Origin of the sequence: Burkholderia anthinoferrum, from assembly GCF_002925705.1 — a bacterium.
Lineage (GTDB): Bacteria > Pseudomonadota > Gammaproteobacteria > Burkholderiales > Burkholderiaceae > Burkholderia > Burkholderia semiarida.
This window is the reverse complement of record NZ_LFZP01000072.1, coordinates 1-21,068: the sequence shown is the minus strand read 5'-3', so window position 1 is coordinate 21,068 and position 21,068 is coordinate 1. Positions and strand designations below refer to the sequence as shown.

General features: G+C 62.5%; 20 protein-coding genes and 1 pseudogene. 13 read left to right on the top strand and 8 right to left on the bottom strand.

Translation table 11 applies throughout. The features are described 5' to 3' along the window. Nucleotides 1-12 precede the first annotated feature (12 nt). The 7 genes from C5F75_RS35285 (at nt 13) to C5F75_RS35255 (ending at nt 8,809) form a co-directional block, all read left to right on the top strand. Entirely contained in the window at nt 13-1,425 is a 1,413-nt protein-coding gene (locus tag C5F75_RS35285; RefSeq protein ID WP_104013471.1) for an amidase family protein, read from the top strand. Continuing rightward, entirely contained in the window at nt 1,422-1,976 is a 555-nt protein-coding gene (locus C5F75_RS35280; RefSeq protein WP_104013470.1) for an amino acid synthesis family protein, read from the top strand. Before C5F75_RS35285 ends, C5F75_RS35280 begins: the two co-directional genes overlap by 4 nt. A gap of 106 nt (nt 1,977-2,082) precedes the next feature. After that, nucleotides 2,083-3,075 (top strand): porin, encoded by a 993-nt coding sequence (locus C5F75_RS35275; protein ID WP_407641374.1) that lies wholly within the window; start codon nt 2,083-2,085, stop codon nt 3,073-3,075. A 153-nt stretch (nt 3,076-3,228) separates the two neighbouring features. Then, the gene (locus C5F75_RS35270; RefSeq protein WP_104013468.1) at nt 3,229-3,687 is read left to right on the top strand and encodes a hypothetical protein; all 459 of its coding nucleotides are present in this window, start codon (nt 3,229-3,231) and stop codon (nt 3,685-3,687) included. 92 nt (nt 3,688-3,779) lie between these two features. After that, nucleotides 3,780-4,112 carry a hypothetical protein gene (locus tag C5F75_RS35265; RefSeq protein ID WP_258048634.1) on the top strand — a complete coding sequence of 111 codons (333 nt, stop codon included), beginning with the start codon at nt 3,780-3,782 and terminating at the stop codon, nt 4,110-4,112. 139 nt (nt 4,113-4,251) lie between these two features. Beyond that, on the top strand, nt 4,252-5,529 hold the full coding sequence (locus C5F75_RS35260; RefSeq protein ID WP_146075238.1) for a hypothetical protein: 1,278 nt from the start codon (nt 4,252-4,254) through the stop codon (nt 5,527-5,529). A gap of 70 nt (nt 5,530-5,599) precedes the next feature. Beyond that, nucleotides 5,600-8,809 carry a DEAD/DEAH box helicase gene (locus C5F75_RS35255; protein ID WP_181035514.1) on the top strand — a complete coding sequence of 1,070 codons (3,210 nt, stop codon included), beginning with the start codon at nt 5,600-5,602 and terminating at the stop codon, nt 8,807-8,809. Nucleotides 8,810-9,824: 1,015 nt separating this feature from the next. Here the strand turns inward: C5F75_RS35255 and C5F75_RS35250 are convergent. The 3 genes from C5F75_RS35250 to C5F75_RS35240 form a co-directional block, all read right to left on the bottom strand. Then, the gene (locus C5F75_RS35250; protein WP_181035515.1) at nt 9,825-11,141 is read right to left on the bottom strand and encodes an aspartate aminotransferase family protein; all 1,317 of its coding nucleotides are present in this window, start codon (nt 11,139-11,141) and stop codon (nt 9,825-9,827) included. Between the two features lie 119 nt (nt 11,142-11,260). Continuing rightward, the gene (locus tag C5F75_RS35245; protein WP_219817257.1) at nt 11,261-12,502 is read right to left on the bottom strand and encodes a phosphotransferase; all 1,242 of its coding nucleotides are present in this window, start codon (nt 12,500-12,502) and stop codon (nt 11,261-11,263) included. Further along, a complete protein-coding gene (locus C5F75_RS35240) occupies nt 12,499-13,167 on the bottom strand; it encodes a haloacid dehalogenase type II (protein WP_104013465.1) in 669 nt (222 codons plus the stop codon). Before C5F75_RS35240 ends, C5F75_RS35245 begins: the two co-directional genes overlap by 4 nt. Nucleotides 13,168-13,511: 344 nt before the next feature. Here C5F75_RS35240 and C5F75_RS35235 point away from each other — a divergent pair, with 344 nt between their 5' ends. After that, the gene (locus tag C5F75_RS35235) at nt 13,512-14,003 is read left to right on the top strand and encodes an Lrp/AsnC family transcriptional regulator (RefSeq protein WP_059578837.1); all 492 of its coding nucleotides are present in this window, start codon (nt 13,512-13,514) and stop codon (nt 14,001-14,003) included. A gap of 175 nt (nt 14,004-14,178) precedes the next feature. Here C5F75_RS35235 and C5F75_RS35230 read toward each other — a convergent pair whose 3' ends face one another. Together C5F75_RS35230 and C5F75_RS37480 are read right to left on the bottom strand one after the other, a co-directional pair. Beyond that, nucleotides 14,179-14,457, bottom strand: a complete 279-nt coding sequence (locus C5F75_RS35230) for a hypothetical protein (RefSeq protein WP_104013464.1) — start codon at nt 14,455-14,457, stop codon at nt 14,179-14,181. After that, nucleotides 14,451-15,050, bottom strand: a complete 600-nt coding sequence (locus tag C5F75_RS37480; protein WP_258048633.1) for a hypothetical protein — start codon at nt 15,048-15,050, stop codon at nt 14,451-14,453. The genes C5F75_RS35230 and C5F75_RS37480 overlap by 7 nt, the downstream gene beginning before the upstream one ends. 167 nt (nt 15,051-15,217) lie before the next feature. Here C5F75_RS37480 and C5F75_RS35220 point away from each other — a divergent pair, with 167 nt between their 5' ends. The 3 genes from C5F75_RS35220 to C5F75_RS35210 all read left to right on the top strand — a co-directional run bounded on the left by C5F75_RS35220 (nt 15,218) and on the right by C5F75_RS35210 (nt 17,642). After that, nucleotides 15,218-15,535 (top strand): co-chaperone GroES, encoded by a 318-nt coding sequence (locus tag C5F75_RS35220; RefSeq protein WP_034209415.1) that lies wholly within the window; start codon nt 15,218-15,220, stop codon nt 15,533-15,535. A gap of 80 nt (nt 15,536-15,615) precedes the next feature. Beyond that, a complete protein-coding gene (gene groL, locus C5F75_RS35215) occupies nt 15,616-17,238 on the top strand; it encodes a chaperonin GroEL (protein WP_104013463.1) in 1,623 nt (540 codons plus the stop codon). Between the two features lie 116 nt (nt 17,239-17,354). Continuing rightward, nucleotides 17,355-17,642, top strand: coding sequence for a hypothetical protein (locus C5F75_RS35210; RefSeq protein ID WP_059578902.1), 288 nt, complete (start codon nt 17,355-17,357; stop codon nt 17,640-17,642). 106 nt (nt 17,643-17,748) lie between these two features. Here the strand turns inward: C5F75_RS35210 and C5F75_RS35205 are convergent, their stop codons facing one another. Further along, entirely contained in the window at nt 17,749-18,654 is a 906-nt protein-coding gene (locus C5F75_RS35205; RefSeq protein ID WP_059578827.1) for a manganese catalase family protein, read from the bottom strand. A 248-nt stretch (nt 18,655-18,902) separates the two neighbouring features. Between C5F75_RS35205 and C5F75_RS37740 the strand changes: the two genes are divergently transcribed. Next, entirely contained in the window at nt 18,903-19,136 is a 234-nt protein-coding gene (locus C5F75_RS37740; protein WP_059578824.1) for a hypothetical protein, read from the top strand. Here the strand turns inward: C5F75_RS37740 and C5F75_RS35195 are convergent. Both C5F75_RS35195 and C5F75_RS35190 read right to left on the bottom strand, forming a co-directional pair. Next, complete coding sequence (locus C5F75_RS35195) at nt 19,100-19,381, bottom strand: hypothetical protein (RefSeq protein ID WP_059578822.1); 282 nt, start codon at nt 19,379-19,381, stop codon at nt 19,100-19,102. The genes C5F75_RS37740 and C5F75_RS35195 overlap by 37 nt on opposite strands. Before the next feature lie 523 nt (nt 19,382-19,904). Beyond that, the gene (locus tag C5F75_RS35190) at nt 19,905-20,507 is read right to left on the bottom strand and encodes a TetR/AcrR family transcriptional regulator (RefSeq protein WP_060314561.1); all 603 of its coding nucleotides are present in this window, start codon (nt 20,505-20,507) and stop codon (nt 19,905-19,907) included. 415 nt (nt 20,508-20,922) lie between these two features. Here C5F75_RS35190 and C5F75_RS36605 point away from each other — a divergent pair. Further along, nucleotides 20,923-21,068, top strand: a pseudogene (locus tag C5F75_RS36605) (sel1 repeat family protein); the annotation flags it as partial.

Here is a 21,068-nt window from a genome sequence, read left to right as displayed (position 1 = left end):
TAAGGATTACATATGAATGACGTACTGGGAATGAACGTCGAGCAACTAATGGTCGGCTACCGGCACCGCTCGTTCTCGCCCGTCGAGGTTATTTGCGCGGTTCTGGACCGGGTCGCGCTCTTCAATCCCCTTGTCAACGGCGTGTGCAGCCTCGACGAGGACGGCGCGCTGGCCGCCGCCCGCGAGTCGGAGCGACGTTGGATGCGCGGGGAGCCATGTGGATTGCTGGATGGCGTGCCGGTCTCGGTCAAGGACCTCGTCGCTGTGCGCGGACTGCCTACCCGATTCGGATCGCTCACGTCACCCAGTGCACCGGAGGCCGATGACGCACCCGCGGTCGCGCGATTGCGACAGGCCGGCGCGCTGTTATTCGGCAAGACCACGACTTCGGAGTTTGGCAACAAGATCGTCACGGACAGCCCGCTCACCGGCATTACCCGTAACCCGTGGGACCGGTGTCTCACGTCCGGCGGAAGCAGCGGTGGATCCGCTGTAGCGGTTGCGCTCGGCATGGGACCGTTGTCGCTGGCTACCGACGGCGGCGGGTCGATCCGCGTCCCAGCCTGCTGGAGCGGGGTGGTCGGAATGAAACCGTCGTTCAACCGGGTGCCGGCTGGTACGGCGGTGAGTTGGACTCACCTGTCGACGCTTGGGCCGATCGCGCGCTGCGTAAGCGACGCGGCGCTGATGCTGACGGTGATGGCGCGCCAGAGCGATGCGCGAAGTCTTGCTTCTGCTTGTCCCGATCTGCGTATCGGTCTGGATGATGGCATCGCCGGGTTGCGCATTGCCTATTGCCCTGCGCCTGCGGGCGTACAGGTCGAGCCCGACATCACCTCGAGCGTCCGTCAGGCGATGGGCCTGTTCGAGGCGCTCGGGGCACATGTCGAGGAAACGGCTGTGAAGCCGCTTGACGGCTATCTGGAGAGCCGCATGCACGCAATCCAGTGGGCCGTCTTCTTTGCACAAAGGGCCCGGCAGCTTCCTCCCTCGGCGCGGTCGCAGCTCGATCCGGATGTGTGTGCGCTGGCCGAGGCGGGCGATAGCGTCCCCACTTCGACCTTCGTTGATGCGCTTCAGGCGCGCCACGCGCTTACGGTCGCGATGGCCGCGTTCTTTGAAGACTACGACCTACTGCTCACGCCGACATTCCATTGTGCCCCGCCGCTCGCGCAGGGGCGGCCCGAGCACTCGCGCATGGCGCCGCCTTTGACGTCGTGGTGCAACCAGACTGGCTTGCCAGCGGCGAGCGTGCCGTGTGGTTTGCCGGGCGGGTTACCGACGGGCCTACAGATCATCGGGCCGTCGGAGGGCGATGCGCTGGTGCTGCGCGCGGCACGGGCGTACGAGTGCGCACGTGGTCCATTTCCGGCTCCGCCAGAGGCGATCCGGGATCGGATCGAGGACATGGAGGTGCGCACGTGAGTCCGCCTATTGCCAAGATCCTGGTTCATCTGGTCGAGCGTCGTGCGGAACTACACGTACCGGTTGACCCGCCGCATCGACAAGTCGTCGTGGCGGCGGTCCTGCGGCTCGACGGCTGGCGAGCGGATGGGCCGATTGTGACGCTTGAGTCGCTCTATGAACTGGGCGCTGAGCTTGGCACGTTGCTCACAGGCCGCGCGCGATGGGCGCTGGATGTCCCGCCGTCGGCAATTCAGGCCTACGGCAAGGCCGCGCTTGTGGGCAGCGAGGTCCCGCTCGAATGTGCGGCGGCGATCTTACATCCCCGCATGGGCAAGGCCATGCGCGAGAGCTTGCCCGGCGCCACGTCGTTGATCCCGTCAGTCACCAAGCGCGGTGCGCCAGGGACCTGTGTGGACGTTCCGCTGCACGGGAGCACCGATATGTGGAGCTTTGACCACTTCGACACGGTCTCGCTGACGCTTACCGATGCGCCAGCGCCGAACGAGATCGTGGTGGCGATCGGACTGGCCGACAGCGGTCGGCCGCTCGCGCGTGTGCGACCGGACTGAACAGTGTCGATTCCAAGACGGCACGACACGAATAAACAATCACAAAGAGGAAGGAGACGTCATGCAGATAAGAAGACTTCGGGGAAGCGCGGGTAAGTTGGCTGTGATGTTGGGCATGTGCACCTGTGCCGGGATCGCGCATGCGCAATCATCGGTCTTGCTGTATGGGCTCGCGGACGCTTTCGTTGGCGAAGTGCATCCCGCCGGTGCAGCCGGCAATGCGTGGCAAGTCGGTTCTGGCGGGATGACGACTTCGTATTGGGGGATGTCCGGTAAGGAAGATCTGGGCGGGGGTATGAAGGCCATCTTCACACTCGAGAGCTTTTATCGCCTCAACGGCGGCCAGGTCGGCTCGTTTCCTGGACAGTCATTTTTTGGGCGAAATGCCTTCGTTGGTCTGAGCGGCCATTTCGGAGAGTTGACGCTGGGGCGCAATACCGCGCCACTGTTCGTGTCGACGCTGCTGTTCAATCCGTTCGGCAATTCGTTCGTCTTCTCGCCGATTGTCGTACATAATTTCCTTGGCTCGGCCATGGGTGCTGCGTCACTCCAGAGCGACACGGCGATCGATAATTCGCTCCTTTATCAGACCCCTGAGGTTGCCGGTCTGTCCGGAAGCCTGCTGTACAGCAATGCCGGCGTTGCCGGCCATGCCGGGCAGGCCAACTACAGCGCGAACGTGTTGTACTTCGCCGGTCCATTTTCCGCGACGGCCGCCGTGCAGAGTTTGCATACGGCATCGCTGTTTCTCAACGGCGCCACCGCGCAGACCGCGTGGATGGTCGGTAGCGCGTATCGGTTGCGTGTGGTCAAGCTGTTCGCCCAGTACGAGCGCGTGGACAACAACAATCACGTCACGGACGATACGGTGCAGTTGGGGGCAAGCGTTCGGATAGGGTTAGGAAGCGTACTGATGTCGTGGGCGGGAACGCGGCGGCGACCGCCGGTAGGCGATCATATCCGTTGGTCGACGGTCGCGCTGGGTTACGACTACCCGTTGTCGAAGCGGACCGATGTGTATGCAGCGTGGCGCTATGACACGATCACTGGTGTGTCGACTGGCAACAGCGTGGGTGCCGGGATGCGGGTCAAGTTCTGAGCGGCACTGAACCGTTGGAGCCGAACATCGCCGGAGTGGGTATCCGGCGCTTCAGCCTAGCGCTCGCTGGAGTTCGAGACGGCAGCTTGCGTTCGGCTTGATGTGAGGCTCGCGGTATCATGTCTCAACATCATTGTGAACACCTCATGGCTCATGGTTTTGCCGAAATTCCGACGCTCGGGTCGCAAGCCGCTTACCAAAGGCGATCTTCTGCCATTGCCGACCGCGAAGGTCCGTGCGCTGTCCCTCGAAAATCATATGGCACTGGCCGCTGTGCAGGCCGGACATGGAGGAGAGGAGCAAATCAGTTGTCTGCTCCGGGTTGTCTATCTCGCATTTTATATGCGCAGCGAGACCGGACCGGGCGCGGATTTGAGTATGTATCGGCAGGCTGAGGCCGCTTTGGACGCATGCATTGCTCGTGCGGAGCAGGGTGCAGCTTGGCTGTTGCTCGATCGCGAGCAGTCCACGATCGAGCAGATCTTGGTTGTTCATGACGAACAATTGGCGGCCGTGCCGATGCACAGGTACTGCGCTGCCTGGGAAAAACTCCAACGACTGATGACGGGGCAGCTCGCGTCACCCATTGCGGCGTCGAGCGCGGCGTCATGAGACCGAAAAGTCTCGCGTAGAGCACCCGGAGATCACCTTTCCCACCTATGAGGAGGTCGCGAAGTCGGCCGTGGACGTTGCGTCAACGCACGATGACCTCGTACCGCGCCTCGGTCATACCATCCGCGATTTCCGCGGGGATTCTGGTCGTGATTGATGATGAGGAAGCTGCCTTCCGGCAATATTCCTATGGAAAGTATTTTGGGTATGTCCCGCTCTCCGAGACCGACGAAGCCAAAATAGCCGTGGGCGAGGAGTCCGTACTTGATCGAACGCGTCGCCTCTTTTATGTGTGCTGCTCGCGTGCGGTGAAGGACTTGGCGGTCGTGGTTTTCGTTCCCGATGTCGCGGTGGCTCGCGCCGCGATCGTTGAACAGAATCTATTCCCCGAGACCGCTATTTGGGGCGTGCAGCATTTGGACTGAGACCGTCGATCGAAAAAAGCAATCATTCCGCGGACTTGGTGCGCGTCTTCGCTGAAGTACAGAGGTATGTTCACATCGCAACAAAATTATCCGAATAAGGTGACACGGATCCCGGTACGTCGACGTGAAAAGCTGATAGATGAAAAAGAAACGAAAAACAAAAAGTGGTCGTGCGCGGCCAAGCAACCATCACATTTGGGATAACCTGATGGCACGGGCTGGCATGAAGCGTCCCGGACCGCTTTCCTTCGAGAATGCGGTAGAAGGTGTTAAGACGCTTGCCGGCCTCGAGCTCGACGACATGTACGTGCCTCACGTCTTCTATTCCGACGAGCGAGAGGTCGAGGAAACCGCGTTCCGACGTGAGATCGCCGAATCACAGCTGGGCTTGAATCGTACTGCTCGGGACGAGGTCGCAATTGATGTTCAATCGACTGCTGGGCTGGATGCGATCGATGAAGCGTTCGAAAGGGACATCGGATTCACATTTCGGCAGATGACTACCGCGCTGCGCGTGCTCTCGCAATGGGCTTCGGCAAACGATTTGGCTAAACTGGCATTTCGCTACGAGGCGACTGCGGACGAATTGTCTGAAGTGCTGAAACGATTTATAGAAGCAGTCGACCGTCCTCGTGCTCACAGGATTATCGCGTTCTTGACGCTCGATCCCCGCGAGGTCCGTATGCTTCTGGGTAAAACCGTGCATGAGTCCGATGTCCCGGTGTGGGAGCACACCAAGCGCAGTGCGAGGCTTAATCTGCGCCCGTTAATCGCATTGTCGGATGGACGCTTTACTTGGGGCGCATCTGCGGCGGAGCGCTCGAGCAGGGCGTGGGTAAACGCGATAATCAATGGCTATCTGCCGGCGGACTTCCCATGGGTTGAGACGAAAAAAGCTGTTCAGAAAATCAAGAACTATCTTGAGAAAGGGCTTGAGAAACGAGCCGCAGAAATTTGTGCACGCACGACCAAGTTTGTCGCGCCCGGTATTGATTTCATGCGGCGCTTTCCCAGCAATGGCTTCGCCGACGTTGGTGACTTCGACGTGCTCGCGTACTGGCCGGAGACTAATACGTGGCTTAGCGTGGAATGCAAGTACAATCAGCCGCCGTTCTGTCTCAAAGATGCGCGCAGACTGCGGGAGCGGATTTTTGGCGTACCGCCCGACCGAGCGCAGTTCGCGAAGATTGAAGGGCGCCGTGCGTTTTTGCAAGCAAATACCGACGAGCTACGAACGCTATTGGGTTGGCCAGAACCCGCTATCAGCGATCCGCCAACATTCCCGGAGGCGTACGTATGTCGAGACATCTATTGGTGGATGCGCTTTCCACCGTATCCTGTGCCCACGGAATTCGTGCGCGTGGACTCATTCGATCGATGGCTCAGAAGCAAGTTTGATCTCGGCAATGCTACTTGAACAACGACGTCGGTCTCTGAGCCGGTATTGATTAATCTAGCCGCTTCTTGGCAATATTGCGTATCCCATTGTGACGATTCAAAAGATATCCCGGATCCTCGACTACTGGCACAGCGTCGAATTCTTCAACAGCTACAGCCTCGATGATCAGCTCGATGAGGCCAGAGACGCGAATCGGAAAACGGTTTGCATCCGATCGACGAGCACTGGGTCGATTCATGGCTGGGACGAGGTGTCCGGACAGTCGGGTGAATTGTACTTAGTTCCATTTGACGTGGTGCAGGCCACGTCCGTGGTCGAACACACTGTTGCGGCGAGGTCGAAAGCACGTTCCGTGATCGACCAGATTCGCGATGAGGAAATGGCCCCCGAGGGTTTGACGTGCTTCGCGAAAGTAAAGCTGGGAAAAAGCGGACGGGTCAATGCCGATAGCCTGAGCGTGTCGGCTTTGCCGTGGGCTTTGGGTCGCCTGCAAAGTGGAGCGCTGGAAGATCTGTGTGCGGAGGCGTTTGAAGCAAGCCTGATCGCCCTGAGGGAGGATCTGACGACGCTAGTCGCCGAAGACCAACCCTTTGATGCGAAGCAATTGGTCGCGATGGTACGGCGGCTCCATGAATGGGCACGCTACGCTCCACTCAGCGATGGCCTCGCTTGGATGGTCATATCGTCAGTGGGAGCGCAACCGGCAGAGGCGCAGACCCGACCTAAGGATGAGAGCATCACCGCCGCGCAGTCCACCGATGCATCGTCCAAGGAGCAGCAGGAAGAGGATGAAAAACGAGACCTGCCGATCCTGAACAGCTTCTACATGCATGATCTGATGCAGGCGCAGCGCGAGCTGGACGGACCGCGTGTCCCGCGCGCGCTGAAGACTTATCTCTCCCTACAGGACGCTTCGAAGCTCGATCTGGACGCGCCCGATGGCCAGCGGACCATTCTTGAAACGCTGCGGCCTCGCAACGGAATCGGCGGGCGTTGGCCATCTCCCGTTGGCAATTTTCAGGCGCTGATGCAGCAATACGCGCTGAACAGGATGAAGACGTTGGGTGAGGGCGAAATCGTCGCGGTAAACGGACCGCCAGGCACAGGAAAGACAACGCTGCTGCGGGATCTCATTGCCCATCTCGTGGTCGAGCGGGCGAGGGTGCTAGCGTCGCTCGATGGGGTGAAGGCGGGCTTGTCCAGCGCGACCATCGAAGCCGTCTTCGCAGGTGGGAAATCTCATACGTTGCCAGTTCTGTCGCCAATGCTAACGGGCTTCGAGGTCGTGGTGGCCTCCAGCAACAATGGCGCAGTAGAAAATCTCTCACTCGAACTGCCGCAGAGTCGGCACCTCGATTCCGCACAACGCGAAACGCTGGGCTACTTCAAACCTATCGCAACGCGCTACGCAGGCAGCCATGCGACGAGGGCATGGAAGGCGCCCGAAGAGCCAGTTTGGGGGCTGGTTTCGGCTGCGTTAGGCAAGCGGGCCAACCGCACCCGTTTTGGTGATGTGTTTTCGAACCGTGCTGCAAAACCGGATGATCGGCCGGACCGGTTTCTGTCGAACGGTGAAGTCGATTTCCCGAGCTGGGATGCAGTGGGCGCGATGACCTACTGGCGGTACCGTGAAAAAACGCGTGGCGCACGTCCGGGATTTCGCGCGATGCAGGAACGCTTTAACACCGCGCATGCGGCTTGGCAGGCGGAGCATGGGCGCCTCGAAGCGCTCGATGCGGCGTTGAACGAGCTGGACACAAAGTGGGCAAACGTAACGCAGCGCTGTCCCGATCTGCTTCGTCCGGATACGGATGAAGCGACGCTGGATCGCCTGGACCGGCTGATGCGAGAGCTGGAAAGGGAGACCGAGCTGATTGAGCGACGTCTTGGCCCGTCCTTTATGCGTTGGTTATCCAGATGGCTCCGCCCCGATCTATATCGACGATGGTGCGAGACGGCGGAAGCTGCCTTCTCCCTTCGAGTCGTATGCGACAGACTGCGGACCGTAAGGTCGCTGCTTGAGCAGACAGGTGTGACTGTATGGCAGGGCACTGAGCTTGCAGAGGAGGTTTGCCAGGCCCGAGCTTTCTGGCAGAGCGATAAGCTGAATGGTCTGCGCAACGAGCTTTTTTCTACAGCCATGGCGTTGCACGAGGCGTTCTTCCACGAGGCCCAGACAAATGACCTGATCTTCGCGCTGTCCAGGATGCTTTCACGACCTCCAGTTGGCGAAGCGCGCAAGATCCTGTGGCAATGGTTCTTCATGCTGGTGCCCGTAGTGTCGAGTACCTTCGCGTCTTTCCGGCGACAGTTCGCTGGGATCGGGCCGGAGGATCTGGGTTGGCTGATTGTCGATGAAGCTGGGCAGGCGGTACCGCAGGCGGCCGTTGGCGCGATCATGCGTGCTCGACGCGTGGTTGTGGTGGGAGATCCTCTCCAGATCGAGCCAGTAGTTACGCAGTCTACGCGCCTGTTGATGCGCCTCGGCGAGTATTGGCTGCAGGAGCGGCGTCCACGTTATGCGGTGGACGTACACTCCGTGCAGACGCTGGCTGACCGGTGCTATCCACACGGTGTGCGACATCCTCTTGAGCGCGATCAGTTCATCGGTATTCCACTCGTCATGCACCGGCGCTGCGCGACCCCAATGTTCGAGATTGCCAATGCAATTGCCTATGATGGAAGAATGAAGCACGCGAAGAAGGGCAAACCCTCCGCGCATGGCGTGCTTGGTCATAGCGCATGGTGGCATGTAGCCGGTGATAGCCGTGATGGAACGAAGTACATCGTTGCGCAAGGACAGCGCGTATTAGAAGCGCTGGTCAGGCTGTACATCGAAGCACCGGATCTGACGGATGCGGAGCGGCCGGAACTACCTGATGCCTTCGTCATCACGCCGTTCAGGCAGGTCAAGCAGGGATTGATTGCACTTCTGGGTGATCATGAAGCGTGGCGTGCCGCGCTGTCAGGAACGGGAATGCGTGCGCCGGACAAGCTGGGTGAATGGGTAAAGAAGCGGGTCGGCACGGTCCACACGTTCCAGGGCAAGGAAAGCGAGGTGGTTTTCTTCGTGCTAGGTTGTGATGTGGAACAGACTGGAGCGATAGATTGGGCCGCGGCAGCTCCGAACCTGCTCAACGTGGCAGTTACTCGCGCGAAAAGCTATTTGTACGTCATTGGCGATTGCCACCTATGGGGAGGCCGCCAATATTTTGATACGGCACTCGCGATGCTCGGTGAATCACCTAGGCAGGTTGGCAAGCCAGCTCCGGCTGATGCAGACATTCATGCAGGGTAGACATGGCCGATGCCATGCAGCGGTACAGGGACGAACAGTTCGCAGCCACGCGGGGCAGAGGTTCACAGGCTTCTATGTGCCTTGGAAGTACGCGTGAAGCAGGCCACTGTGTTCCTTCCACAACGGTAGCAGCACATGTTGCACGCTGTCTGGGACGAGGGTGCAGCCGGAGTTAAGGTGAATGGCATTTGCGGGCTCCGCCTGGATCGCGCTGGATCGAGTTTGACGGTAGCGACGACGGTACCTCGACAGGAATCGTCTTGAGATATCGCGCGTTGGTGGATCATTCATAGAAGGTGCGCAGTGATGCTCCGATGCACGCTATCCAAAGCCGACAACAGCCGACTGAATTTATCGGTATCGTGGACGGGATCGTCGTTGCCCGACTGCGCGGAAACGCCGTCGCAACAAGGCTTCCGTCTGCCGATTGACAATTGAGTGGGCATGATTGCACACCTAGGCGCATTCCGTTGGTGATGTACGATGAAACGGTACTTAGAGCTGTTACGCGGGCTAACGCTATCCAGTTTTCGCGCGCCGTGGTGCATGATGGCATCTGTATCCATATCGATTCGCTCCGTGAGAATATGATCTGACCCACCCCGTGCGGGAAGATGCGTAGATTGACCGGCGCAGCTGTATAGCGACATGTCACAGCTTCGGTGTCGGAGAAGTGGTCGCCGTAGGCGGCACGGCGAGAGACATTGTGCCGCCGGAGGTGGCGAGGCCGCAGCAAGCACCACGGATTTTCATCGGGATGCGTGGGCGTGCTCCATCGCTCAGAACGTGTCGCGTCTGCTTTTTAGTGTTTTTTTAGTGTTCGGACTGCGGTACGGGAAGTTTCGTTTTAGGGGCCACAGCGGAAAGCCTTGCGGGCATTGGCTGACAGTACAGCCACAATTCAAAGTTAAATGAATCGTGATGTCTCGCCGGTGGCGGACGGCCAGGCAGGCGCCTGAGCGATTTCATGCGCCGCCCGGAGCGGCCCCCTGCATCGAGTGCCGAATACGACCGACTACAGCGCGGAGAGCACCGCGTCCAGCTCCGTCAGCAGACGGTCGGCGTCGTTGGCGCCAAATACCAGCGGCGGCCGGATCTTCAGCACGCTCGCGTCCGGTCCGGTTGCCGAAATCAGCACGCGCCGCTGGCGCAAGCCATTGACGATCTCGAGTGCGGTCGCGATGTCGGTGTCCTTTTTCGCGCGGTCGCGTACGATCTCGACGCCGAAATACAGGCCCGTGCCGCGCACGTCGCCGATACATTCGTATTTTCGTGCCAGCGCGTTCAACCCCTCCAGCAGGATCGCACCGACCCGCTGCACGTTGTCCAGCACCCGTTCGTCGCGCAGCACGTCGAGCGTGGCCTGCGCGGCGGCGATGGCCACCGAATTGCCGCCGAACGTGTTGAAGTAGCGCATGTCCTGGCCGAACCCGGCGACGATCTCGGGGCGCACCACCAGCCCGGCCACCGGATAGCCGTTGCCCATCGGTTTGCCCAGCGTGACGATGTCGGGCTCGACCGCGTGACGCTCGTGCCCCCACATATGCGTACCGCTGCGCCCGAAACCCGACTGCACCTCGTCCGCGATGAACAGGCCGCCGGCGCGGCGTACGACTTCGGCCACCGGCGCCAGCACGTCGGTCGGGTACGCGAATACGCCATCCGACGAGAAGAACGAGTCGGCGATGAACGCTGCCAGACCGCCGCCGTGTCGGCAGATGTCCTCGATCTGCAACGCGACCTGCTCGGCCATGCGCCGGCCGATCTCGGGCAGCGGCACACGGTAGGAATCCGGAGCAGGCACCGTTCGCACATACGGGCCGAGCAGCGCCTTGCGACCCAGCGACGGCGAAAAGCCCGAGGTGAGATGCGAGTTGCCGTGATACGCCTCGCTGGTCACGATGACGCCCGTCTTGCCGGTGTAGTGCATCGCGATGCGCATGGCCAGATCGTTGGCTTCGGAGCCCGTGCAGGTGAACATCATCTGGCCGTCGCGAATCGACGTATTGAACGTCGCGCGCAGGGCCTCGGCGTAGTCGAGGATCGGCTCCTGCATGTAGCGGGTATGCGTGCAGAGCGTCGAGAGCTGACGGGCAATGGCGTCGACGATGCGCGGGTTGGCATGCCCGACGCAGACGACGTTGTTGTAGGCATCGAGATAGTCGTTGCCTCGATCGTCGTACAGATAGACCTTCTCGCCGCGCACGATCTTCACCGGCTCGGCGTAGAACAGTCGATACGACGGGCTGAGCAGCCGTAGCCGGCGAGCGATGTGCGCCTGCGTGGCGGCATCGAGGTGGGAGATCGCCGACGGATTGAAGCCGTTCGGCATGTCGCCGCGCAGCGCGTCGGGGGCTTTGCTCGTATCGGCGGCTTCGGCCGGCGTGGTCGGTGTCGATGTCGTGTTCATAGGTCGATCAGGGCGGGTGAGGTGAGCGGGCGAAGGAAAAACTAGAGCAACGCACGCGAAACGGTTTCGTGGTCGCGCTGCATGAACCAGCGCAGATGCTCCCATCCGGGACGAGTGAAACGCAGGATGTACGCTTCGTTTTCCGGAAACAGCATCGCACGCCATGAAGTGAGCAACGCGCGCGCCGCGACGCGCGCCATGGCCAGGTGTGGAATCAAGGCCAGTTCTTCGGCACTCAGTTGAGCATGCGCGAGATAGCCCCGCAGAAGCTCGCGCGCCTGAATGAACAGGTCATGCGGCGCGTCGGCGTCGAAGTCGAGCGGAAACTGGTTCATGACCGCGGTGGCGACGTCGATGGCGACCGCGGTGTGCACGGTGTCACCGAAGTCGATGATCCCGTTGACGAATTGCGGGCCGCCCGGGTTTGCGACGATGTTCGAGCGGTTGAAGTCGTTATGTACGACCTGCGTGCGACAACCCCGAAGGGCAGGCTCGATCATCGCGAAGCGGGCGAATGCCTGCTCGATCAGCGAGCGATGCAACGGGTCGGCGATATGGGTTTGCAGCCCTTTCAGGCTCGACAAGTGCTTGACGTCCCACGCCAGTACCCGATGCTCGTTTGGATGACGGAAACTGGCGAGCCCCCGTTGCAACTGCGCCAGCACTTCACCGATCTCGTAATGATCGACCGTGTCGGCATGCAGCTTGTCGAGCGGCATGCCCTCGAGGTAGCTGTAGAGCCTCGCCGTTCGATGCGGATGGGCCGGTAACGCGAGCGGGACGACAAGCTGCCCCGCCGTACCGGGTATCACGCGCGGCACCGGCAACCGCGGCGCGACCGCGCCGACGTGCCGCATCGCGGCGACCTGCAAATCCAGCTCTTCGGCTGTCTCGCCCGGATTGGAGACCTTCAGTACGTACCGCGCGCCGTCGCGGGCATCGATGCGAAAGGTGTCGTCCTTCTCGGTCGAGAACCGTGTGGCCGATCCGTCGATGCCATAAATGCGGCGTGTGATCGCGACCGCGTCCGATTCGTCCAGACGGGTGAAGCCCACCGACAGGCCGCTGCCCGGCAGTGTGTCGGCGGCAGCCGAAGCAGCGCGGTGCGTGCCGCCGGAAGCAGGGGACGTGGACAACGGCGGCTCCGTGCGAGAGAAGTGGACGACACTGGTGCGGGACATTTTTGACGAGCGCTCGGCCTGGGGAACGGCATCATTGGAAACGCGCGAGGCGAGCCCGCGGCAACCGTCGGAGACGGCGCCGGGGCGGTGCGACTTGCTCACAGGCCGAGATGCTCGGCCAGTTCAATGATGCTTTTGACGGGCGTGTAACCGTATTCCGGCGCTTCCGGCTCATGGCCGCGCAGCACATGGGCCTTGTGGACGATACCGAGGTCGTGCGCGGTCATCAGGTCGTAGCGCGGGCTGGACGAGACATGCAGGATTTCGTGAGGCTGCACGTCGAGCTTCCTGAACATGTATTCGAATCCTTGCATTCGCGGTTTGTAAGCGCCGGCGTCTTCCGCCGTGATGACCGCATGAAACGGCGCCCCGAGCTTCTCGATGTTGCTCATGATCTGCGCGTTGTCCGCGTTGCTCAGACCGACCAGCCTGTATTTCTTCGCGAGGCGCGCGAGCCCTTCGGGCACGTCCGGATGCGGTCCCCAGGATGGCACGGCCAGATAGAACTGCTCGGCCTCCCGTTCGACGAAGGCGACGCCGATGCGCTCGCACGTGCGGCGCACCGAATTGACGACGACGTCGCGAAACGGTTTCCATGCGCCGAGCACTTCGTCGCGACGATAGGCGGCGAACAGCTTGACGAAGTTTTCCATGGCGTCGCCACGAAGACGATCGCCATAGATTTCCCGAGCCGTGTCGGCCATTCGGAAGTTGACGAGGGTGCCGTAGCAATCGAAAGTTATGAACTTCGGCTCGAAGTCGATCATGTCGTCAATCTCGATGAGTGGCGAATCCCCATGAGGAATTCTTGAGTGAAGAGGATTGCCGCGAGCCGCTTCGGGCAAGCGTCGGTGGCAACGTCGATACGTGAAATTTAAACGGGGGCGACTGCGCTATTCAGCCGAATTGCGCGGCGAGAAAAACAAGATTCCACGCGTTTTCGACGCGATCGACGGCAGCTTCTGCGGTGTGAAACGGCGCGCTGCCGGGTGCCGGGGACAGAACGCAAGATCGTAATTTCGTCATGCCGGCCGGTCGGCTACTATCCGTCTTGGCGCGAGTGCGAAGGCACTCGTCCGGAGGCACCCGACTGAACGAACGCAGGGCGGAGATGAAAGCGGATTGCACACTTGACCGGCTGGACTTGCGCATTCTGGCCGAGTTGCAGGATCACGGTCGCATGACCAACGTCGAGCTGGCCGACGCCGTCGGGCTTTCGCCCAGCCCGTGCCTGACGCGCATCAAGCGGCTCGAGAACGCGGGATTCATTACGGGCTACGGCGCAACGGTGCGGATCGAGAAGATCGGCGCGTTTCAGATCGTGTTTGCCAAGATCACCCTCACCGACCATCGTCGCGAAGACTTCGTGCGTTTTATCGACGCCATCAGCGACATCGACGAGATCATGGAGTGCCATCACGCGACGGGCGGCTACGATTATCTGCTCAAGTTCGTCACACGCGACATCGACCACTTCCGCGACCTGATGGAAGGGCTGGTGAAACGCGATATCGGTATCGAAAAGTATTTCAGCTACGTGATCATTGCGTCGCCGATCGTAAAGAGCGGCTTTCGTCTGGACGCGATCTCTGCCGCGGAGTGAAGCAAGCGGTGCACGATCCGTGGCTGAACTGAACGGCAGCGCGGGTTTGCTTCGAGCGAAGTAGCGTGGGGGCGGCCGGTTGCCGGATCGCGTGCCGCTCGTGTCGAGCGGCACGTGTCGACCGGAACCGCGTTCGGGCGCTGCCATGCTACCCGTCCGCCATCCGGGCACCGCATCATCCGGCCTCGTCCGATAGTGCGACAGGCGTTTCGCCTTGACCGCCGCGCTGCGCGGCGGGCTCGTGGCCCCGGCGCGACTGGATGTCGGCCCCGAGCGCGTGGAGAATCGATCGGCCTTTCTTCGTCAGATGCGCGCGTCGGCGGCCGGGGGCGCCGTGCTCGAGCATGACGAGTTGCCGTTCGAGCAACGCATCGAGTTCGGCGCGATTCATGTCGAGCTGATCCGGCGCCTGGCACACCAGCATCAGCGTCGCGAATTCGTGCGGGCTCAACATGGCCGCCCCCCGTCGCGCGCGGAGCCGCCCCCGGCGAGCGTGACGCGGAAAAACGAAACAGGGTGCAGCAGGCGTCCGGGCGCGGCGACCCGACGGCGCGGCGGCTTCGGCCGGCCGATCGCGGCGGGTTGGCCCGCGCCGCGCAACACGAATGGCTTGCGTGTCAAACGTATCCGGGCGCCGGTCGGCGCGAAGCGACCGGTGCCGTTGCGCGCTATCCGCAGGCCGGCCGGCAGACCCGTGACGACGCGGGCGGCGCGTCGTGGTCGGCGGCCGACCCCCGGCAGCCGATCGAAGATGAAGAAAGGATCGTTCATGATTCGCTCCCGGTTGGACCCCGCACGGAGGACGAACCGGACCACGCGCTCCAGTTCGTCGATCCGCGAGCGGTCTCGCTGACAAACAAATCGAAACACGCAGCGCGTAAGCCGCGGCTGCTTGAGCGATACCAAAATAGGATGGGACGCGCGGATTTCAAGCGTCGTCGCGCGACGATTCGCGTGGCCTGGAGCGCCGACCGTCGACGCCGTGTCGACGCTCGTGACGGGGCATCGCGGGAACCCCGACAGTTGCACGAACGCCGTTTTCGCCATGAAACATTTTGTTACATATGCGTATTCATCGCCCTCTTGAAGCGCGCCGGCCACGCCACTATTTCGCTTTTCGCCAATCGACGGCACGCCGGCGCAGCGCAGCCGTTGCGCGTGCGGGCGCCGGCGGATTCCCTTTTTCAGGTGATCTCATCGCTCAGGAGATGAAAATGCAGATTCGTCCCCTCTACGACCGGGTTATCGTCAAGCGAATCGAACAGCAGCGGACGACGGCCTCGGGCATCGTGATTCCCGATTCGGCCGCCGAACGGCCCGAGCAGGGTGAAGTGATTGCGGTCGGCAGCGGCAGGCTGCTCCAGGACGGCTCGCAGCGCCCGCTGCAGCTCCAGGTCGGCGACCAGGTTCTCTTCGGCAAGTACGCAGGCCAGACCGTGAAGGTGAACGGCGAGGAACTGCTCGTGATGCGCGAAGAGGACGTCATGGGCGTACTCGAACCCGAATCGCAGGCCGCCAGGAAAGCGGCCTGAATGCCGATTCGACCGCGTCGCACGGGTGTCTGCCCGATGCGCGCGGCATCCCGTTCAACGACTGTATCCGGAGCAAGAAAATGAGTGCAAAAGACGTGAAATTCCGCGACGGCGCCCGCCAGCAGATCGTCAAGGGCGTGAACGTGCTGGCCGACGCGGTGAAGGTGACGCTGGGCCCGAAGGGCCGCAACGTCGTGATCGAACGCGGCTTCGGCGCGCCCGTCATCACGAAGGACGGCGTGTCGGTCGCGAAGGAAATCGAGCTGAAGGACCGCTTCGAGAACATGGGCGCGCAGATCGTCAAGCAGGTCGCGTCCAAGACGGCCGACGTGGCCGGCGACGGGACGACCACCGCCACCGTGCTCGCGCAGGCGATCGTGCAGGAAGGCATGAAGCACGTCGCGGCCGGCATGAACCCGATGGATCTGAAGCGCGGCATCGACAAGGCCGTCGGCGCGGTGCTCGACGAGTTGCGCAAGCTGTCGCGGCCGATTTCGACCCACAAGGAAATCGCGCAGGTCGGCGCGATTTCCGCGAACTCCGACGACGCGATCGGCAAGATCATCGCCGATGCGATGGACAAAGTCGGCAAGGACGGCGTGATCACCGTCGAGGACGGCAAGTCGTTGGAGAACGAACTCGACGTGGTCGAAGGCATGCAGTTCGATCGCGGCTACGTGAGCCCGTATTTCATCAACGACCCGGCGAAGCAGGCGGCCTATCTCGACGACGCGCTGATTCTGCTGCACGACAAGAAGATCTCCAGCGTCCGCGACCTCCTGCCGATCCTCGAAGCGGCGTCCAAGGCCGGCAAGCCGCTGCTGATCGTGGCCGAGGATGTCGAGGCCGAAGCGCTCGCGACGCTCGTCGTGAATTCGATGCGCGGCATTCTGAAGGTCGCCGCCGTCAAGGCGCCCGGTTTCGGCGACCGACGCAAGGCGATGCTCGAGGATCTCGCGATCCTGACCGGTGCGACGGTGATCTCGGAGGAAACCGGCAAGCAGCTCGACAAGGCCACGCTCGAGGATCTTGGCGGTGCGAAGCGTGTCGAGGTGCGCAAGGACGATACGATCATCATCGACGGCGCGGGCGATGCGGCGCGCATCGAGGCGCGCGTGAAGTCGATTCGCGTGCAGATCGACGAAGCGACGAGCGACTACGATCGCGAGAAGCTGCAGGAGCGCGTCGCGAAGCTCGCGGGCGGCGTGGCGGTGATCAAGGTCGGCGCGGTCACCGAGGTCGAGATGAAGGAGAAGAAGGATCGCGTCGACGATGCGCTGCATGCGACGCGCGCCGCGGTCGAGGAGGGCATCGTGCCGGGCGGCGGCGTCGCGCTGCTGCGCGCGCGTGCGGCGCTGTCGGACATCCGCGGCGCGAATGCGGACCAGGACGCCGGCATCCGGATCGTGCTGCGCGCGCTGGAGGCGCCGCTGCGCGTCATCGCGGCCAACGCGGGCGACGAACCGTCGGTCGTGATCTCGAAGGTGCTCGAGGGCAAGGGGAACTTCGGCTACAACGCGGCGACCGGCGAGTACGGCGATCTGGTCGAGGCAGGCGTGGTCGATCCGACCAAGGTCACGCGTACCGCGCTGCAGAACGCCGCGTCGATCGCGAGCCTGGTGCTGACGACCGATGCGACCGTCGCGCAAGCACCGAAAGAGGACAGCGCCGAGCCGGCCTCCGCGCCCGAACTCGGCTACTGACCTGCGTCGCAGGCCCGCCTGCGATGGTCGAACAGCCGCTGGCCGGAGCGGCTTTTGCCGGCGCGCGCGACAGCGGGGGCGCGTCGCGCCGTTTTTTCATGTTTGCGAGACCGACGATGAAGCTCGAACTTTCGATCGATTCCAGGCCGCTGAACGTCGAGATCGACGACGTGATCGCGGGCCTGCTCGCCGCGCGGCTCGGCCTGCCTCCGGACGGCGATCATCGCGGCGCGATCGGCCGCTACCTCGGCGACGCGGCGGGGCCGTGGACGCTCGACGACGACCATATGCGCAAGCGTGTGATGCGCCGCCTGATTCTCGACATCGCCGATCCGACGCTGGTCATCCAGTATCTGATGGCGGACCAGGGCGACCAGAACCGGTCGGGCGAAACGGGCGCGTGATGCGCGCCGAACGCGCCCGCCCGTTCGGCGAGGCGTCGGGCGCGCCGTTGTTCCTGCCGCTTCGCCGGCGCGTCGGCGTCCTCGTCGTACGGCCGGACACATCCGTTCAGGCACTGTCCGGCTTGCCCGGCTTGCGGCCCTGAGGAGCCGGCTGCCCCGCGCCGAGCTCGGCGCCCGTCACCGGGTCGCTGTCCGGATCGGACGCGAGCCGCTGCGCCATCGCCTCGATGGCCTCCGCTTGCTGCGCGTCGAGCATGCCCTCGGCAATTCCGCTGCCGCCGTCGACCGCCGGTTCCGCGGGACGGATTTCCAGTTCGCCGCCGTGGTTCCACGGGCCGACCAGCGGCGCGGCATCCGGCTGCATCCGGAAGTACACGTGATCGTACGGCGCCTTCGGCGGCAGCTTGCCCGGCGGGAAATTCGCGGTGATCGCATACAGCGCCTTCTCGAACGACATCTGGTGCGACACCTCGCGTGTCATCAGGAAGCCCAGCGCGTCGCGAATGTCCGGATCGTCGGTCACGTTGATCAGCCGCTCGTAGATGATCTTCGCGCGTGCTTCGGCCGCGATGTTCGAGCGCAGGTCGGCCGTCGGTTCGCCGATCGTGTCGATGTACGCGGCCGACCATGGCACGCCGCCCGAATTGGTCAGCGGCGCGCCCGCGCCGTACAGCACCTGCGTCACGTGGCTGTCGTTGCCCGCGCCGTGCAGCTTGCGGTACAGCTCGGCCTGTTCGTCGACCGCTTCGGCGAGTTCGCCCTTGGCGCCGCGGTTCAGCATCGCGGCCATCGAGCCGATCACTTCGAGGTGGCTCAGCTCCTCGGTGGCGATGTCGAGCAGCATGTCCTTGCGGCCCGGGTCTTCCTCGGTGATCGCCTGCGTGAAATAACGCATCGCGGCGGCGAGTTCGCCCTGCGGGCCGCCGAACTGCTCGAGCAGCAGATTGGCGAGGCCGGGATTCGGCGCGCCGACGCGCACCGTGTACTGAAGCCGTGTGTTGTGGATGAACATGGCATCTCCGTGGAAAGGATTGCGCGGGATTCGCCGAGTCCAACCAGCACGAACCGATCCCGATGCCGGCCGGAAGTCCCCGGTATGCGCGATGCCGGCCGGTGCGTGCGGCGGAATGGGAGCGGGGGAGCGGCTTCCGGCGGGCGCTGCTGGCGCTCGTTGCGCGACACGCGCGCATCGCGTGACCTGCACCTTTCGTTGCCGGATTTTCAAGCGGTTGTCATTTGTCTGCGCGACGGCCCCGGCAGATGATCGTGCAGGGCTTCGTGGGACCCGGGATTCCGGTCTGGTTGCGCACGTTCGTCACGATGTCGCCCGCGTTGGTCGTCGGGACGGGCATCGATTCGATGCGGGCGCTGGCGATCAGCCAGGTCGTGCTGTCCGCCGTCGCCGCGCTGAAAGCGGTTTGCAGGCGGGGCCGACCGGCGCCGGCCGGCGTGCCGGTTCATCGCGCTTTCAGCATTTCGTCGGCGAGCCGATAGGCGCTCACCGCGCGCTTCGATTCGTAGTCGGCGATCGTCGACACGTTGCGCCCGGCGTCGCGCGACAGCAGTCCTTGCAGCGCGGCGGCGGCGAAGAAATCGCGCAGGTCCGGCGTTGCGGATTTCGGCTCGGGCGGCGCGGCTTCGACGAGCGGCCCCGCTTTCCAGAACACGGGCGACGGAGTGGCCGCCTTGGAGACGGCGGCGGTTTGCTTGATGCTCACATCCTGGGAAAACGGCGTCATTTCTTCCCCTTCGATCACGTATCTGTTGGCGAAACAGCGTAACGTCCCCGACTGCATGAGCGAGCATCGTCTCGTGTTGTTTTTGAGCGGTACTAACTGCTTGATCGACGCGAATATTCGCTGGTAATACGGTATCCGTCAAAGAAAATAAATTGGATCCGGGTGGCTGGCGTGTGAGCACGATTCGTTCCCGCGCGCGAGCGATGGGAGGCGGTGCGTTTCGCGAACCGAGGTGGATGGTAGGGCAGCGACAATGACGTTCCGGTGAAACGAAAAGCGGGCGACGCATCGATCGGGACGCGAACGCGCAGCCGCCTGGCCGTTTATGTTTCCGCTGCCCGCTGCCCGTGAGGCCGTTCCGATTCCGCTGCCGGATGTCATATCGATCGACATGCACCCGGTTTGCATTCGGCGCATGCGATTGCCGCACTCGCGCGAAACCGGTCAGCGCATCCGGTCATGCACGTCGTGCCCCGGCGCCCCGACCGCGGTTGGCGCGCCACACGGCGGTGTGCGGCGGGCGTTACGTCGGGCTGCCCGCACTGTCCGCGGACGAGCCGGCCGCGTGCATCGCCTGTTCGAGAAGGGCATGCGCGGCCTGCCACGCGCGGCCGGCCGCCGCGGAATCGTTGAACGCCCGGGCTTCGACCGTGGCGCCGTCCAGCAGCATCATGAAGACGGTCGCGAGCCGGTTTGCCGTTTCGGGCGGCACGAGCGCGGCGATCAGTTCTCCGATCCATTCGACCATCTTGCGGCGATAGCGAATCGCGACGTCCGAGATCGGCGCGTAAGCGGTGCCGAATTCGGCCAGCGCCCGCTCGAACAGGCAGCCGGCGAATTCGGGTGTCCTGAACCACGCCGCGTACCAGTCGAAGATGGTCTTGACGCGTTCGACCGGATCGACGACGTGCTGCAACTGCGCGTCGATGCTGCCGACGATCAGGTCGTAGCGCTGGACCAGCACTTCGCGGATGAGCTCGTCCTTGCTCGCGAAATGCCGGTACAGCGTCATGCGGGCGACACCGGAATCGTCGATGATCCAGTCGACGCCCACCGGATGGAATCCGTGCCTCGAGAACAGTTCGGTCGCTTTGTCTACCACCAGCTGGCGTTTGTTGGCTCGCACGAACGGCTTCCTCCTCGATGTTTCAGCAGCATAGACCGATTATTCTAGCATCATGCCGCTCGATGACATTGGCCTCCCGACCCTGTCTGACGGTACTTCCGGCTCGGCATGCTTCACGCGGCAAACGTGTTATCGAGTCGTCTTGACTATTGGATAGACCGATATGTATCATTTGAACCGAGTGAGCCGTAGTCGATATTGCGTGGATTGAGAGACGGAACCGGGGTGGATTTCCGTTTGCGCTTTCCGCCCGATCCCACGCTGCAACGATGCGTCAAGCCGAAAAGAGAACCTGAGAGAGCCTTGGCATGGGGCCCGCGGACGATATTCACCGCGCCCCGCACCGGCCGGGGGCATGCTCGCGGGGCGAGCGCGCAAAGCAATACGGCGCCAATAAAACTTGAGGATGGTACCCATGTATCGCCGTTTACTCGCACCGGGGCTGCTGTTGCTGTTGGCCGCCTGCGCGCAGGATCCGTCCATTACCAGCAGCACGGTACGGATCTGCGACGACACGGGGTGTTCCGATCGCCCTAAAGATCAGGTCTCCTATCAAAAAAG

Coding starts and splice junctions, on each gene's coding strand:
- C5F75_RS35285 (WP_104013471.1), top strand. CDS start 13: ATGAATGACGTACTGGGAATGAACGTCGAGCAACTAATGGTCGGCTAC.
- C5F75_RS35275 (WP_407641374.1), top strand. CDS start 2,083: ATGTTGGGCATGTGCACCTGTGCCGGGATCGCGCATGCGCAATCATCG.
- C5F75_RS35270 (WP_104013468.1), top strand. CDS start 3,229: ATGGTTTTGCCGAAATTCCGACGCTCGGGTCGCAAGCCGCTTACCAAA.
- C5F75_RS35265 (WP_258048634.1), top strand. CDS start 3,780: ATGACCTCGTACCGCGCCTCGGTCATACCATCCGCGATTTCCGCGGGG.
- C5F75_RS35260 (WP_146075238.1), top strand. CDS start 4,252: ATGAAAAAGAAACGAAAAACAAAAAGTGGTCGTGCGCGGCCAAGCAAC.
- C5F75_RS35250 (WP_181035515.1), bottom strand. CDS start 11,141: ATGCCGAACGGCTTCAATCCGTCGGCGATCTCCCACCTCGATGCCGCC.
- C5F75_RS35240 (WP_104013465.1), bottom strand. CDS start 13,167: ATGATCGACTTCGAGCCGAAGTTCATAACTTTCGATTGCTACGGCACC.
- C5F75_RS35235 (WP_059578837.1), top strand. CDS start 13,512: ATGAAAGCGGATTGCACACTTGACCGGCTGGACTTGCGCATTCTGGCC.
- C5F75_RS35230 (WP_104013464.1), bottom strand. CDS start 14,457: ATGTTGAGCCCGCACGAATTCGCGACGCTGATGCTGGTGTGCCAGGCG.
- C5F75_RS37480 (WP_258048633.1), bottom strand. CDS start 15,050: ATGGCGAAAACGGCGTTCGTGCAACTGTCGGGGTTCCCGCGATGCCCC.
- C5F75_RS35220 (WP_034209415.1), top strand. CDS start 15,218: ATGCAGATTCGTCCCCTCTACGACCGGGTTATCGTCAAGCGAATCGAA.
- groL (WP_104013463.1), top strand. CDS start 15,616: ATGAGTGCAAAAGACGTGAAATTCCGCGACGGCGCCCGCCAGCAGATC.
- C5F75_RS35210 (WP_059578902.1), top strand. CDS start 17,355: ATGAAGCTCGAACTTTCGATCGATTCCAGGCCGCTGAACGTCGAGATC.
- C5F75_RS35205 (WP_059578827.1), bottom strand. CDS start 18,654: ATGTTCATCCACAACACACGGCTTCAGTACACGGTGCGCGTCGGCGCG.
- C5F75_RS37740 (WP_059578824.1), top strand. CDS start 18,903: ATGATCGTGCAGGGCTTCGTGGGACCCGGGATTCCGGTCTGGTTGCGC.
- C5F75_RS35195 (WP_059578822.1), bottom strand. CDS start 19,381: ATGACGCCGTTTTCCCAGGATGTGAGCATCAAGCAAACCGCCGCCGTC.